Source organism: Nocardia sp. NPDC058640 (assembly GCF_042716995.1).
GTDB lineage: Bacteria > Actinomycetota > Actinomycetes > Mycobacteriales > Mycobacteriaceae > Nocardia.
Map to the genome: position 1 here is coordinate 49,648 of NZ_JBHXRG010000012.1, position 13,957 is coordinate 63,604.

Below are 13,957 nucleotides of genomic sequence, written 5' to 3' on the forward strand. Positions count from 1 at the left end.
GGTCATTCCGCGAGCGGGTCGACCTTCACACGCTGCTTGCGGTTGACCACCAGCCGCATCACCGGCTCCACGATGCGGGCGCCGATCGGGCCGATGATGGCCATCAGCAGCACGTAGGTGGTGGCAAGGGCCGCGAAACCGTCGGGCACCGCACCCGCGGCCACCGCCAGGCCCGCGATGACGATCGAGAACTCGCCGCGCGCGACCAGGGCGGTGCCCGCGCGCGCACGGCCGAGTTGCGAGGCACCCGCGCGTTTGGCCGCCCACCAGCCGGTGGCGATCTTGGTGGCGGTGGTGACCACCGCGAGCAGTACCGCCCAGCCCAGCACGGGCGGGATGGTCGAGGGGTCGGTGCTCAGACCGAACAGCACGAAGAACATCGCGGCGAACAGGTCGCGCAGGGGTTCGAGGATCTTGGTGGCGTCGTGCGCGGTGGAGTCGGAGATCGCGATGCCGAGCAGGAACGCGCCGACCGCCGCGGACACCTGCACCGCCGAGGCGAGACCTGCCACCAGCAGCGCCGAGCCCAGGAGTTTGAGCAGGAAGATCTCGCGATCCTCGCTGGCCACGATCGCGGAGACATACTTGCCGTACCGCAGGGCGACGACGAGAACCAGGGTCACCGCGACCAGCGCGATACCCACGGTGGTCATGCCTGCCACGAAACCGACACCGGCCAGCACCGCGGTGAGCACCGGCAGATACACCGCCATCGCCAGGTCCTCGAACACCAGGATCGACAGGATCGTCGGCGTCTCCCGGTTACCCAATCGGCCCAGGTCGTTGAGCACCTTGGCGACGATGCCGGAGGAGGAGATATAGGTGACACCGGCCATCGCGATCGCGCCCGTGGGGCCCAGGCCCAGCATGAGCGCCACGATCACGCCCGGTGTCGCGTTGAGCACCAAGTCCAGCAGGCCCGCGGGCCATGACTTGCGCATGCCGGTGACCAATTCACCGGCGGTGTACTCCAGCCCGAGCAGCAACAGCAGCAGCACGACGCCGATCTCGCTGGCGATGTGGATGAAGTCCTCCACCTCGTGCAGCTCGATCAGGCCGCCGGTGCCGAAGACCAGACCACCGAGCAGGTAGAGCGGAATCGGTGACAGGCCGATGCGCGCGGCGATCCGTCCCAGGACGCCGAGTCCGAAGAACACCGCCCCCAGCTGGATCAACGCCAACGCGGACGCACTGATCTCCACGGGCTCAGCCGTCGGACAGGATCGAAGCGGCGGCGTCCAGGCCGGCATTGGTGCCGACCACGACGACCAGATCACCACCGGCGAACACGAATTCCGGTCCCGGCGAAGCGATCACCTTACCTGCGCGCATAACGGCCACGATCGAGGCGCGGGTCTTGGTGCGCAGTTCGGTGTCGCCCAGGCGCCGATCGGCGTAGGGCGAATTCGGCAGCACCGGCATCGAGCGGGTGCTCACGCCGTCGAGGTCGCGGTGTTCCTCGCGCAGCTGCGCGACCAGCTGCGGGGCGCCGAGCAGACTGGCCAGCGTGCGGGCCTCGGCGGTGGACAGCGGAACCTGCACGGTCGAATCGGGATCGCCGACCTTGGTGAAAATCAGGTCGGTGCCGCCGTCGCGATGGTCCACCACGCCGATGCGCCGGTCCACCTTCGACAGCGAAAATTCTTTGCGGACACCGATTCCCGGCAGGGACGTCACTTCTACATTCATGGGATCACCTCACCTCAGCTAGGCGATACCTTACCTGCTCTTTACTATTCGCAGGAATTCTCAACCGGCATTGAGCAGCCGTTCCGCCGCGTCGAGGCCTTTGTCGGTACCGATCACAACGACGAGGTCACCGGCGATGAAGGTGAAATCCGTTCCCGGCGACGGGGTTACCTCGCCCGCGCGCACGACCGCGACCACCGACGCTTTGGTGCGGGTGCGCATCGCGGTGTCGCGCAAGGCCTTACCGTCGAAGGGGCTGCCGCGATCGATGGCCAGCTGCCTGGTCGACAGCTCGTCCGCGCCGTGGGTTTCCCGTTTCTTCTGCACCACCTGCGGGGCGCCCAGCAGTCCGGCGAGTACGCCGATCTCGGTGCCCGACAATGGAATCGAGGTGGTCGAGTCGTAGTCACCGGCGCGCGAGACCACCAGGTCGACGGTGCCGTCACGGTGTTCGATCACGCCGATCCGGCGACGCGCCTGCGCCAACGGAAAGTCCTTGCATACGCCGATTCCCGGTAACGGCGTCACATCGATGTTCACGCCCTCACAGTACGACGACATCGCGAGAACGCCAGCCCCTACCCTGCGCAGCCCGGCGGGCCGACCGCAGGAGGCCGTCGACAGCACCGCGCTCCCCGCCCGGCGGATTTGTGCTGTCAAGGGCGGTGGCTTGCGTATTCGGGCGAAGTTGTGTGTTGTTGAACGGTGACCAACTCTCCCGGAGACGCGTATCCACTCACGGACACGATGACCACCACGACGGCGGTACACGACGGCGTGACGGTGCTGACGGTGACCGGCGAGGTCGACCTGTCCACCGCACCGGCGCTGGACGCCACCATCGAGACCATCCTGGCCGACAAACCGGCGACGCTGGTGATCGACCTGACCGCGGTCGGGTTCCTGGCCTCGGCGGGCATGGCGACCCTGGTCGCGGCGCATCAGCGGGCAGGTGAGACCACCTCGATCGCGGTCGTGGCCGACGGTCCCGCCACCAGCCGTCAGCTGAAGTTGACGAGCCTGGACCAGGTGTTCGCCATGCACACCACGCTGGCGGCCGCCTTGGCGTCGTTCACGTCCTGACAGACGTCGTTCACGTCCTGACAGAACAGAACGCGCCGCCCACCGGACTTCTCCGGTGGGCGGCGCGTTTGTCGTATCAGTAGGTCAGCTTTCAGTGAATCAGCACAGCGTGCGCAGCTGCTCGATCAGCTTGATCCGGCCCGCGGAATCCTCGGCGATCGGCGTGACGTTCAGCGTGGTGACGCCCGCGTCGGCCATCGCCGCGATGCGCTCCTTGACGAAGCTCTCGGGTCCGATCAGCGACACATCGCGCACCAGCTCGTCGGGGACGGCGTTGGCGGCACCCTGCTTGTCGCCGGCCAGGTACAGCTCCTGGATGCGGTCGGCGGCCTCGCCGTAGCCGTACTTGGTGGCCAGGGTGTGATAGAAGTTCTTGCCCTTGGCGCCCATGCCGCCGATGTACAGCGCCAGGTGCGGCTTCACGAATTCGAGCAGCGGGGTGACGTTCTCGCCGATGGCCAGTGCGGGGCCCGCGAAGATGTCGAGCTCGCCCAGTGCCGGATCGCGCTTGGCCTTGCCCGCGGCCACCGCGTCGCCCCACACATCCTTGGCCTTCTCCGGCAGGAAGAAGATCGGCTGCCAGCCGTTGGCGACCTCGGCGGCCAGCTCCACGTTCTTCGGGCCCAGCGCCGCCAGCAGCACCGGAATGTCTTCGCGGACAGGGTGATTGATCAGTTTGAGCTCTTTGCCCAAGCCCGTGCCACGGTCGGCGGGCAGCGGGATCTGGTAGTACTTGCCCTGGTAGTTGAGCTTCTCGCGACGCCACACCTTGCGGCAGATCTCGACCATTTCGCGGGTGCGACCGATCGGGGCGTCATAGGGCACGCCGTGGAAGCCCTCGATCACCTGCGGGCCCGAGGCGCCGATGCCCAGGATGAAACGGCCGTCGGACACGTAGTCCAGGCCCGCCGCGGTCATCGCGGTCAGGCTGGGCGTGCGGGTGTACAGCTGCAGGATGCCCGAGGCCAGCTGCACGCGCTCGGTGCGCGCGGCCAGGTAACCCAGCGCGCTCACGGCGTCGAACGAGTACGCCTCCGGCACGAACACGATGTCCAGGCCCGCGCGTTCCAGGTCGGCGACCTCGGCCGCCGTCTCCTTGAAACCGCCCGAATAGTTGATGCTCAATCCGATCCGCATGGTTTCAACATAGCCTCGGGGTTTCCGCGCACCCCGACCGGTCGGTCTGTACGCACAGGTGCTGGTCGAGCGGGGTGCGTGGACAGGCACGCGGTAGCGTTGAGACCAGGATTTCCCATACCGAAAGGCCCGTCGTGTCGCAGCCCACCGTGTCACCGCAGCAGCTCGCCCCCTCCTTCGGTTCGGTGACCCTGGAGCACTATCTGACGGAACTGGCCGCGAAGGTGCCCGCGCCCGGTGGCGGTGCCGTGGCCGCGCTGCACGCCGCGCAGGCCGCCGCGCTGGTGGCGATGGTTGCCCGGTACACCACGCGCGCCAAGGACGCGGTGAACCGTCCGGTGATCGACCAGCTCATCGTGGCCGCCGATGCGGCGCTGGCCAGGTCGCTGGTACTGGCCGACGCCGACGCCGCCGCGTTCACCGCCGTCGGTGCCGCGTACAAGCTGCCCAAGGACACCGACGACGAGATCGCGGCGCGCACCGCGGCGATCAACGCGGCACTGGTGGAAGCCGCGCGGGTACCCGCCGCGGTGGTCGACGAGGCCGACGAGATCCTGTCGCTGGCCGCGGAACTGCTGCCGATCGGCAACCCCAATGTGGTCACCGATATCGGTGCCGCCGCCGACGCCGCCCGTGCCGCGGCGATGAGTTCGCAGCTCAATATCGAGATCAATGTCGGCTCGCTGCCCGCGGAACTGGGCGACGCGTTCGCCGCCGCGCTGCTGCGGGTGGACACCATCGCCGCGCGTGCGGACGCGCTGCACGGCGATGTGCTGCGGGCCGTGCGCGGCTGAGCCCGCCGGTCTCGAACAGGGAACGATATTTCCTAGTCCTCACCAGCGCGAACGCAAGACGACACACCGCGTTACCCGGTGGCCGTTACCACTTCGATAGGTCGAGTTGATCATGTCGGCCTAGACTTGGTTTCCGCCTACGAGTGAGTGAAGGGGTGGCGTTTATGAGGAACGCAATTCGTTTCCTGTTCGTCGCGATCATGGCAGCGTTGTTGGGCGTGGCTTGGTCGACAACCGCGTCCGCGGACCTGATCGGAGGCCAACGAACCCAGTACGGCGGCGGCACCTATGCCGTGGCTGACCTGTCGAACCACACGTTCACGGTCACCGCGAACGGCGAAACGCGCGTGATGCCCGCCTCGATGGGCAAGCCCGGTTTCGAAACGCCGACCGGCACGTTCAGCGTCCTCGAGAAGGACCGCTCGGTGGTGTTCGATTCGCGCACGATCGGCATCCCGCTGGAAGACCCCGAGGGCTACATCATCGACGGCGAATACGCCGTGCGCCTGACCTGGGGTGGGGTGATGGTGCACTCGGCACCCTGGTCGGTCGACTCGCAGGGCAACGCCAACGTGAGCCACGGCTGCATCAATCTCGCACCCGGCGACGCCGCCTGGTACTTCGACAATGTCGGCATCGGCGACGAGGTGTACGTGCACTGGTAAACATTTTCCCTCGTGGCATTCGGCGAACACGCCGTCAGGGCAGTATCGTGCCCGTAACGAAATCGTTGCGGGACATACCCTGACGGCGACGAGCCTGATGAAGGTGGGGCGATGGATCGACCGGAAGCGCACAGACCGATCGGGGCTAGGCGGCAGGAACCGGGATCGGCCGGTGCACCGCTGGCGGCTGTCACCCCGATCCGGCGCTCGCGCGATATCGGTGCGCCACGGCCCCGCCGACTCAGCGAGCAGCCCGCGGGCGGTGCTCGTCATCGAATCGAAGGCGGGCCGACCACTCCCGCTGGGATTCCGGTGATTTCGGCGGCGGACAGTTACGTCACCGATCGGCTGCCCGTGGTGGGTGGGAAGTTCGATCCCGGTGCGAGGCAGGGTGATTCAGACCGAAATGGTCAGGCTGATCCGGGTCCAGACGGTTGGGACCCAGCCAGTCCGGATATCGCGTTCTCGATCGGCGACAACGGGCCTGATACCGATCAGCTGCCGGTCATCGCCGCTCCGCCGGGATGGAAGGACGCTTCGCGGTCGGCGCGCGGGGCGGCGAATGCCCAGCCGGCTGCCGATCACCGCACCCCCGGCTCCGCACCTGCTTTCCACAGCGCGGACACGTTTCCGCCGCGCCCCGCGCTCGAACTGCCCGGTGCGAACATGCTCAATCTGTCCGGTGCGGACACCTTTCCGGCACACCACGCACTCGACCTTTCCGGTGCGGATACGTTCCCGCCGCGCCCCGCGCCCGCACCTCTGGATGCGGACACGTTCCCGCCTCGACCCACATCTGCACCCCAGGGCGCGGACACGTTCCCGCCACGGGCGGCCGACGGACTCGGTGCGGGCGCTGCCCCGTCTCGACCCAGCGCGAACGGCAACGAACCCTCGCGTCCCGCACCTGATTACAACGGTGACGACGCGGTTTTCGCTCGGATGATCGACCGTTCGAAGCGGCGGCGCGTGCCTCGCTGGGTGGGGCCGCTGGCGGCCTCGGTGGCGGGGGCCGTGCTGCTGGGGGGCACCTATCTCCAATTGCGGGAGCCCTCACCGACATCCACGTCGACGAGCACTCCGCTGGTGCCGACCTCGGCCGGTCCGGTGACCGCCGCGTGCCCCACCGAGCAGATCGGCACCATGGTGCGCGGCAAGGGCGAAGGCGGCACCGATTCCGGCATTGCCGCGATTCTGGCCTTCCAGCACGCGTATTACGTTGCGCGGTCCGGTGATCAGGCGCGCACATTGGTGGCCGCCGAAGCGGTTGCCCCGTCGGCGGCCGCGATCCAGGCCGGGATCGACTCCACGCCGGTGGGGACCACGCACTGTGTGGAGATCACGCCGGGTGCGTTCGCCGGGCAGTACCTGGTGAAGGTGACCGCGTTCCGGCCCGATGCCGCGCCGAGCACGTACACGCCGCAACTGGTGGGCACGGCCGAGGTCGGCGGCAAGACGTTGATCAGCTCGTTCGGGTCAGCTCCGCGCTGAACCCGAACGAGGTTTCGCGGCTGACACTCGAAAGCTGGTCAGCCGCAGCCGTTCTCGGCAACAAGACGTTGACGGACCTTTGAGGTCAGCTCCGCGCCCGAGCTGAACGGGGTTACACCGCTACCCCGAAAGCTGGTCGGCCGCCGCCGTTCTCGATCGCGACGACCGCACAACTGTTCGGCCTCAGACCTTTTCGCCTGTCGCCGCCGTGCAGTTGTTCAGCCGCGGGCTTTTTCGGCCGCGACCACCACGTGGCGCATGAGCAGCGCTGTGGTCACGGGGCCGACGCCGCCGGGGACGGGGCTCAGGGCTGAGGCCTTGCCCAGGACCGAGGCGGCGTCGACGTCGCCGACGATCTTGCCGTCTTCGGCTTCGTTGGTGCCCACGTCGATCACGACGGCACCTTCATTGATGTGCTTGCCGGTGACCAGGCCGATGCGGCCTGCCGCGGCGACCACGATGTCGGCGGGGGCGGTGACCGCGGCCAGGTCGGTGGTGCGGGAGTGGGCGACGGTGACGGTGGCGTTCTCGGCGAGCAGCAGCTGGGCCAGGGGCTTGCCGACGATGTTGGAGCGCCCGACCACGGTGACCAGGCGGCCCTGCAGGGCGATGCCGTGATGCTTCAACAGTTCGACCACAGCTTCGGAGGTGGCGGGTACGAAGCCGTCCAGGCCCGAGGCGAGCAGGCCCAGTGACAGCGGGCTGACGCCGTCGACGTCCTTGGTCGCGGCGATCTCGGAGCTCACGTCGTCGAGGTTCACGCCCAGCGGCAGCGGGGTCTGCAGCATGATCGCGTCGGTGGCGGGGTCGGCGCTGCGGGCGCGCAGTTCGGCGCGGATCGTCTCGGCACTGGCGTCAGCGCCCAGATCGATGCGTTCGCAGGCGATGCCGAGACGTTCGGCGGCCTTGCGCAGCGAGTTCACGTACCAGGTGCTGGCCGGGTCGTCGTTGGCCACGATCAGGGCCAGCGTCGGCGCGGTGCCCGCGGCGGTGAGCGCGGCCGCGCGCTGTTTCGAGTCGGCGTTGATGGCGGCGGCGAGTTCCTTGCCGGTCAGCGAAGCGGTATCCACGGTGAGACACCTTATCCGCCGCCGCGTCCACGATCCGCCGCCGGGCCGCGACGCGCGCAAGCTGGTCGAGGTCGACCACGGGCCGCACGTGCGGTCGTACGGTGTCGGCAGCTCTGCCAGCACGTACCGAAGTTCTGCCAGCACGTACCGAACCGTTCGCGGGAAGGGTTGCGACTGCCGTGAAGATCTCGAGGCACTGGAAACAACTGGCCGCCGCTGTCGTCACCGCGGCCGCATTGACGGGCACCACTGTCGGACCCGCCATCGCGGAATCGAATGTGACCGCGCTCTACAACTCCGCGCAACAGCACTTCACCGACGGTGACGATGTCGCGGGTCGCGCGGACCTGCGCGCTCTCATCGCCGCGGACCCCCATGACGCCGAAGCGCTTGCGCTGCACGCGATTTGGTCGCATTATGCGGGCGATCAGGCTGCAGTCGGTGACGCGCTCGGACGACTCGGCGCGATCGACCCCGCCAAAGCCGCAGGCACCAACCATGTCCTGCACGCCGTGACCGCCGCCGCGTCCACCCTGCCAAATCCCCTACCCGCGCTTGTCGGCCCGCAGACCGGCATCGTGGTTCTGGGCTACGGCCTGCTGCCCGACGGAGCCCTGCGTCCCGAGCTGGAGAACCGTCTGACCGCGGCCTGGTTGCAAGCGGTCGCGGCGCCGTTCTCGCCGGTGGTCGTGACCGGCGGCAACCCGCAGAACGGGATCTCCGAAGCCGAGGCGATGCGACGCTGGCTGGTCGCGCGCGGGTTGCCCGGCGACCGCATCCACGTCGAAGATCGGGCCGGGTCGACCGTGCAGAACGCACTGTTCAGCACTCGTCTGCTGCGCGATCTCGGTGTGCACAGCGCCGTGGTGGTGACCTCGCCGAACCATATTCGGCGCGCGGTCGCCGATTTCATCGTGGCCGGCACGCATGTGGTCGGGGCGATGACGTCCCTCGAGCAGTTGGTTTCCCAGCTGCCGCCGCCCGCGCGCAGCGCCCAGCGCGGGATCTACCTCGACGCGACCCGCACCTTCGAACTCGACAGCTCCCGCTAGACCCCGCGTCACTGTGCCAGGGGCGCAAGACTGTCCAGTGCCCCTATTCGGTGCCAATGCCGAAAATCAGGTTGTCCGACAGGGGACAATCACACGATGGGTCCCCCGCTGCTCACCGACGTGACCGTCGCGTTGCGGCGCGCGGGGTGCGTGTTCGCCGAGGACGAGGCCGCGCTGCTGCTCGAGGCGGCGGCGCACGACCCGGTGCGACTGGAAGCCTTGGTCGGACAGCGCATGTCGGGGACACCCCTGGAATATCTGCTCGGCTGGGTGGAATTTCGCGGCGTTCGGGTGGGTGTACATCCCGGAGTGTTCGTGCCACGGCAACGCACAGCACTGTTGGTCGAACAAGCTGTGGACTGTGTGGCACCGGGGACGACACAGGCGTGCGTAGTCGACTTGTGTTGCGGCTGCGGAGCTCTCGGCCTGACCGCCGCGACGGAGCTCACCGCCGGTGGTTGCGAGGTCGAACTGGTCGCCGCCGATATCGACCCTGTGGCGGTGGCGTGCGCGCGGGAGAATCTGGCGCCGTTGAGCGCACCGGTGTTCGGCGGTGATCTGTTCGACGCGCTGCCCGGCGACCTGCGCGGGCGCATCGACATCCTGCTCGCGAACACTCCCTACGTGCCCAGCGACCAGGTCGCGCGGTTGCCGCCGGAAGCGCGCGAATACGAGCCGCTGACCGCGTTGGACGGTGGTGTGGATGGTCTCGATGTGCTGCGTCGAGTCGCCGAAGGTGCCGCGCAGTGGCTGGCGCCGGGCGGCACGGTGCTGGTGGAAACCGGTGCGGGACAAGTGGATACGGCCTGCGAAGTGCTCGCGTCGCACGGTCTCGCGGCCGGTGTCGTCCAGTCCGACGAGTACTACGCCACAGTGGTCGTGGGCACCCGTGACACAGGAATGCCCCCGTCCACCCGGTCGCGACGACGACCGGCGGACGGGGGCAACCGACGGCCTACTTGCGGCCGGTGAACTGATCCATCGAGTGGTACACGCCCACCGCGTTCAGGTACAGGTCACGGATCTTGATCGGCAGCAAACCGGTCAGCGCCCGGTTCATCCGCGAGGTCCACGGCAGAACCACCAGTGCCCCACCGTTTTTCATCTCCCGCCACGACGTGTCGACCACATCGTTCTGCTCGAGCATCGGCGTGAAGAGAATGCCCTTGGCACCGTCGAACATGCCGGTGTTGATGTAGGTCGGGCAGACCGTGGTGACCTTCACGTGGTCGTGGCCGGCCTGCTCGAGCTCGAGGCGCACCGAGTCCGACCAGCCCAGCGCCGCCCACTTCGACGCCGCGTACACGGCCATGCGCGGGTTGGCGACCAGTCCGGCCGAGGACGCGATATTGAGCACGCGCGCCTGTCCGGCACCGGCGACCATGCCGGGCAGGAACTCCAGGGTGGTGTACATCGGGGCCAGCGAGTTGATCGCCATCGTCTTGTCGATGTCGGCGCGGTTCTCGGTTTCCCAGAAGTAGGTGTTGCCACGCACGATGCCGGCGTTGTTGACCAGGATGTCGATGCCGCCGACCTCCTTGCGCACGGCTTCGCCCGCCTCACGGATCGAGTCCTGCGACGACACGTCCACCACGTAGTAGTGCACCTTGCCGCCCGCGGCGGTCAACTGCGCGGCGGTCTCGCGCAACGCCAACTCGTTGATATCCCACAGCACCACCGCGTCGGCACCCTCGGCCACCGCACGCTCGGCGAACAGTTTGCCCAGACCCATGGCGGCGCCGGTGACCAGCACCCGCTTGCCCGCGACCGTTTCCAGCTTCATTTCCAGTACCCCTGCTCGGTGTTCACAACACTACTTCTGGCGCAGCGACTTCAAGATGCTGAAGGTCAGCGTCATCGTCTTGGCCCACATCTGCTCCGACATGCCGGGCAGCGGCGCGATCGGCAGCAGTCGCTGCACCGCGATGGTCTGGGTGTCGATGTACTTCAGCAGACCCTCGGGGCCGTGGCGACGACCCTGACCGGAGATGCCGAGGCCACCCGACGGCGCGTCGACGCTGCCCCACGCGGCGCTGAAGCCTTCGTTGACGTTGACCGAGCCCGCGTTGATCCGGGCGGCAACGGCCTTGCCGCGGTTGACATCGCGGCTCCACACGCTGGCGTTGAGGCCGTAGGCGGTGTCGTTGGCGGCCTCGACGGCGGCGTCGTCGGAGTCGACCTTGTAGACCGACACGACCGGGCCGAAGGTCTCCTCGCGGTAGACCGTCATGCCGGGCGCGACGTCGGCGAGCACGGTGGGCTCGTAGAAGTACGGGCCCAGATCCGGGCGGGCCCGGCCACCGGCGAGCACCTTGGCGCCCTTGGCGACCGCGTCGTTCACGTGCGCGGACACGGTGTCCAGCTGACGTTGGAAGGTCAGCGAGCCCATGTCGCGGCTGTAGTCCAGCTCGCCACCCAGCGACATGTTCTTGACGTTGCCCACGAATTCGGCGACGAACTGGTCGTAGACCGAGGCGTCGACGTAGATGCGTTCCATCGACTCGCACAGCTGGCCCGCGGACGAGAAGCATGCGCGCACAGCCAGTTTCGCGGCCTTGGAGACGTCGGCGTCGGCCAGCACGAGCAGCGGGTTCTTGCCGCCGAGCTCGAGCGAGTAGCCGATCAGACGCTCACCGGCCTGCTGGGCGATGGTGCGGCCGGTGGCGCTGGAACCGGTGTAGTCGACGTAGTCCGCGCGGGCGATCACATCGCCGCCGATCTCGCGACCACGGCCCAGCACGGCCTGCCACAGGCCACGGGGCAGGCCCGCGCGCTCGGCGGCGTCGATGGCCCACAGCGCCGACAGGGCGGTCTGGTTGTCGGGGCGCGCGATGACCGCGTTGCCCGCGATCAGGGCGGGCAGCGCGTCGGACGCCGACAGCGCGAGGGGGTAGTTCCACGGCGAGATGACCGCGACGACGCCCTTGGGACGGTGGTGCACCTCCACCGAGGTGAGCACCGGCAGCACACCGCGCGGCTTGCGGTCGGCCAACAGCTTGGGCGCGACGGTGGCGTAGTAGCGCGAGTTCAGCGCGACGTCGGCGATCTCGTCGAAGGCGTGCGGGCGGGACTTGCCGGTCTCGGTCTGAATGATGTCCAGCACGGTGTCCTGCTCGGCGAGCACGATGTCGTGGAAGCGGCGCACGATCTCCGCGCGCTGCTTGACCGGCACCTTGGCCCAGTCGCGCTGCGCGTGCCTGGCCACGGCGAAGGCGCGTTCGATATCGGCGACCGAGGACTGCGGCAGGTCACCGATCTTGTGGCCGGTGGCGGGGGCGAAGACCGGTACCGACGGTGCGCCACCGGCGACTCCGCGCTCGTACAGGGGCTTGACCAGCGCGGTGGGCAGCGCGGTGGGTTCGGCGGTCAGCTCGGGGGCTGTCGTCATCGTCGGCCCTACTTCCTCGAGATCGTTCACGCGCAACTGCTCGCGCATGTTCAGGCTATTTGCTGAACACTAGTGTTAGATTAATCCGTGCGACCTGGTTCGTGTCAAGCTTTCAGTGTGTGTGCGCCGATGGTGAGGGTGGTGCGATGACCGAGGAATCGACGGCGGTGCGTCGCGGGCGCCCGCCGCAAACGCGGGAACAGGCCGATGAGGTCCGGGCCAGGATCGTCGAGGCGACCGCCGCGGTGTTCGCGCGCAATGGCTCTCGCGGGCTGAGCGTCGCACAGATCATCGAGCAGGCCGGGCTGGCCAGGCCGACGTTCTACCGCTATTTCGGCAATGCGTCCGAGCCGCTGCACGCGGTGCTGGACGTGTCCAACGAGGGTCTTGTCGGTGGCATTCGGGATGCCCTGGTCGGCACCGACGAGCCCGTTCGGCTGGGTATTCGGCTGATCGACGCGTATGTGGACTGGGCGCGCGGGCACGGTCCGATGCTGCGGCCGTTGTTCGCGGAACTGCACGATCCGGGCTCGCCGGTGTCGGCGTATCGCGAGCGGGCCCTGGACGATATTCGCGATCTGGTGCGCAAGACGTTCGTCGAACTCGGCCGTCCGGTGCCAACGCCCCTTGACCTGGATGCGGCGCTGCACGTGTGCGAATACATCGTCTACCGGCTCACCATGGGCGCGGAACCGGGCAGCGATCCCGATCCGGCGCTGACATCGGAGGCGCGGGTGACCATGATCCGGGTGCTGCTGGTGACCCTGGGTACGCGCGACGATCTCGCCTACGCGATGGAACTGCCCGGTCTGTTCCCGGATCCGTAGGTCCGCGCTGCACACACAATCTCCACATTTGACTCAGGATCCCTCCACACCGGCTCGCTAGGGTCGCACCATGGAAAACAGTGGGTCCGCGCAACGCCGGATTCTGGTCGTGGACGACGAGGTGACCATCGCCGAGTCGATCGCGGCACGATTGCGGGCCGAAGGGTTCGCGGTGGAGTTGGCGCACGACGGGCCGGGGGCGGTGGCCGCGGCTGCGGCGAGGGAACCGGATCTGGTGGTGTTGGATGTGATGCTGCCGGGGTTCGACGGCCTCGAAGTGTGCCGTCGCATCCAGGCCGAGCGGCACGTGCCCGTTCTCATGCTCACCGCGCGCACCGACGAGACCGATCAGCTGGTGGGCCTGGGGGTCGGTGCCGATGACTATCTCACTAAACCGTTTTCGATGCGGGTGCTGGCCGCGCGGGTGCACGCGCTGTTGCGGCGGGTGGACCGGGCGCTCGAGCGGGGCGACAACAGCATCGTCGTGGGTGATCTGCGGATCGATCTCGCCGAGCGACGGGTGTGGCGTGGGGACATCGAAGCCCGGCTCACCCCACTGGAATTCGATCTGTTGACCCGGCTGGCGCAACGTCCGCGGGCGGTGTTGGCGCGCGAGCGGCTGCTCGAGGACATCTGGGACTGGTCCGATGCGGCGGGGACACGGGCGGTGGATTCGCACGTGAAAGCGTTGCGGCGCAAGCTCGGTGCCGATCTCATCCGCACCGTGCACGGTGTCGGTTACGCCTTGGACGCGCGATGAC

Annotated in this window: 14 protein-coding genes and 1 pseudogene; 8 read left to right on the top strand and 7 right to left on the bottom strand. The window is 68.0% G+C overall.

From position 1 onward, the window contains the following. Nucleotides 1-2: 2 nt before the first annotated feature. The 3 genes from ACFWU5_RS15665 to ACFWU5_RS15675 are packed head-to-tail and all read right to left on the bottom strand — an operon-like array spanning nt 3 to nt 2,229. Entirely contained in the window at nt 3-1,196 is a 1,194-nt protein-coding gene (locus ACFWU5_RS15665) for a cation:proton antiporter (RefSeq protein WP_379267683.1), read from the bottom strand. Between the two features lie 10 nt (nt 1,197-1,206). Beyond that, nucleotides 1,207-1,689 (bottom strand): cation:proton antiporter regulatory subunit, encoded by a 483-nt coding sequence (locus ACFWU5_RS15670; RefSeq protein ID WP_379242037.1) that lies wholly within the window; start codon nt 1,687-1,689, stop codon nt 1,207-1,209. Between the two features lie 60 nt (nt 1,690-1,749). After that, nucleotides 1,750-2,229 (bottom strand): cation:proton antiporter regulatory subunit, encoded by a 480-nt coding sequence (locus ACFWU5_RS15675; RefSeq protein WP_379242038.1) that lies wholly within the window; start codon nt 2,227-2,229, stop codon nt 1,750-1,752. A 207-nt stretch (nt 2,230-2,436) separates the two neighbouring features. Here ACFWU5_RS15675 and ACFWU5_RS15680 point away from each other — a divergent pair, with 207 nt between their 5' ends. Next, a complete protein-coding gene (locus tag ACFWU5_RS15680; protein ID WP_379242039.1) occupies nt 2,437-2,772 on the top strand; it encodes an STAS domain-containing protein in 336 nt (111 codons plus the stop codon). A gap of 99 nt (nt 2,773-2,871) precedes the next feature. Here the strand turns inward: ACFWU5_RS15680 and ACFWU5_RS15685 are convergent, their stop codons facing one another. Next, nucleotides 2,872-3,909 (bottom strand): LLM class F420-dependent oxidoreductase, encoded by a 1,038-nt coding sequence (locus ACFWU5_RS15685; RefSeq protein WP_379242040.1) that lies wholly within the window; start codon nt 3,907-3,909, stop codon nt 2,872-2,874. Between the two features lie 134 nt (nt 3,910-4,043). On the opposite strand from ACFWU5_RS15685, the gene ACFWU5_RS15690 reads away from it, so the two are divergent. The 3 genes and pseudogenes from ACFWU5_RS15690 (at nt 4,044) to ACFWU5_RS15700 (ending at nt 6,859) form a co-directional block, all read left to right on the top strand. Continuing rightward, nucleotides 4,044-4,703, top strand: a complete 660-nt coding sequence (locus ACFWU5_RS15690; RefSeq protein WP_379242041.1) for a cyclodeaminase/cyclohydrolase family protein — start codon at nt 4,044-4,046, stop codon at nt 4,701-4,703. A gap of 251 nt (nt 4,704-4,954) precedes the next feature. After that, nucleotides 4,955-5,368, top strand: a pseudogene (locus tag ACFWU5_RS15695) (L,D-transpeptidase); the annotation flags it as partial. Between the two features lie 111 nt (nt 5,369-5,479). Then, the gene (locus ACFWU5_RS15700) at nt 5,480-6,859 is read left to right on the top strand and encodes a hypothetical protein (RefSeq protein WP_379242042.1); all 1,380 of its coding nucleotides are present in this window, start codon (nt 5,480-5,482) and stop codon (nt 6,857-6,859) included. Nucleotides 6,860-7,077: 218 nt separating this feature from the next. Here the strand turns inward: ACFWU5_RS15700 and ACFWU5_RS15705 are convergent, their stop codons facing one another. Continuing rightward, nucleotides 7,078-7,929 (bottom strand): bifunctional 5,10-methylenetetrahydrofolate dehydrogenase/5,10-methenyltetrahydrofolate cyclohydrolase, encoded by an 852-nt coding sequence (locus tag ACFWU5_RS15705; RefSeq protein ID WP_379242043.1) that lies wholly within the window; start codon nt 7,927-7,929, stop codon nt 7,078-7,080. A 179-nt stretch (nt 7,930-8,108) separates the two neighbouring features. On the opposite strand from ACFWU5_RS15705, the gene ACFWU5_RS15710 reads away from it, so the two are divergent. Together ACFWU5_RS15710 and ACFWU5_RS15715 are read left to right on the top strand one after the other, a co-directional pair. Beyond that, a complete protein-coding gene (locus ACFWU5_RS15710; RefSeq protein WP_379267644.1) occupies nt 8,109-8,981 on the top strand; it encodes an ElyC/SanA/YdcF family protein in 873 nt (290 codons plus the stop codon). 96 nt (nt 8,982-9,077) lie between these two features. Next, the gene (locus tag ACFWU5_RS15715; protein WP_379242044.1) at nt 9,078-9,953 is read left to right on the top strand and encodes a putative protein N(5)-glutamine methyltransferase; all 876 of its coding nucleotides are present in this window, start codon (nt 9,078-9,080) and stop codon (nt 9,951-9,953) included. Here ACFWU5_RS15715 and ACFWU5_RS15720 read toward each other — a convergent pair. Together ACFWU5_RS15720 and ACFWU5_RS15725 are read right to left on the bottom strand one after the other, a co-directional pair. After that, nucleotides 9,937-10,764 carry an SDR family oxidoreductase gene (locus tag ACFWU5_RS15720; protein ID WP_379267645.1) on the bottom strand — a complete coding sequence of 276 codons (828 nt, stop codon included), beginning with the start codon at nt 10,762-10,764 and terminating at the stop codon, nt 9,937-9,939. The two genes, ACFWU5_RS15715 and ACFWU5_RS15720, sit on opposite strands and share 17 nt — an antisense overlap. Before the next feature lie 30 nt (nt 10,765-10,794). Further along, nucleotides 10,795-12,369, bottom strand: a complete 1,575-nt coding sequence (locus tag ACFWU5_RS15725) for a succinic semialdehyde dehydrogenase (RefSeq protein ID WP_379267684.1) — start codon at nt 12,367-12,369, stop codon at nt 10,795-10,797. A gap of 146 nt (nt 12,370-12,515) precedes the next feature. On the opposite strand from ACFWU5_RS15725, the gene ACFWU5_RS15730 reads away from it, so the two are divergent. Together ACFWU5_RS15730 and ACFWU5_RS15735 are read left to right on the top strand one after the other, a co-directional pair. Next, complete coding sequence (locus ACFWU5_RS15730) at nt 12,516-13,196, top strand: TetR/AcrR family transcriptional regulator (protein WP_379242046.1); 681 nt, start codon at nt 12,516-12,518, stop codon at nt 13,194-13,196. A 70-nt stretch (nt 13,197-13,266) separates the two neighbouring features. After that, nucleotides 13,267-13,956, top strand: coding sequence for a response regulator (locus ACFWU5_RS15735; protein WP_379242047.1), 690 nt, complete (start codon nt 13,267-13,269; stop codon nt 13,954-13,956). Nucleotide 13,957: the final 1 nt, after the last annotated feature.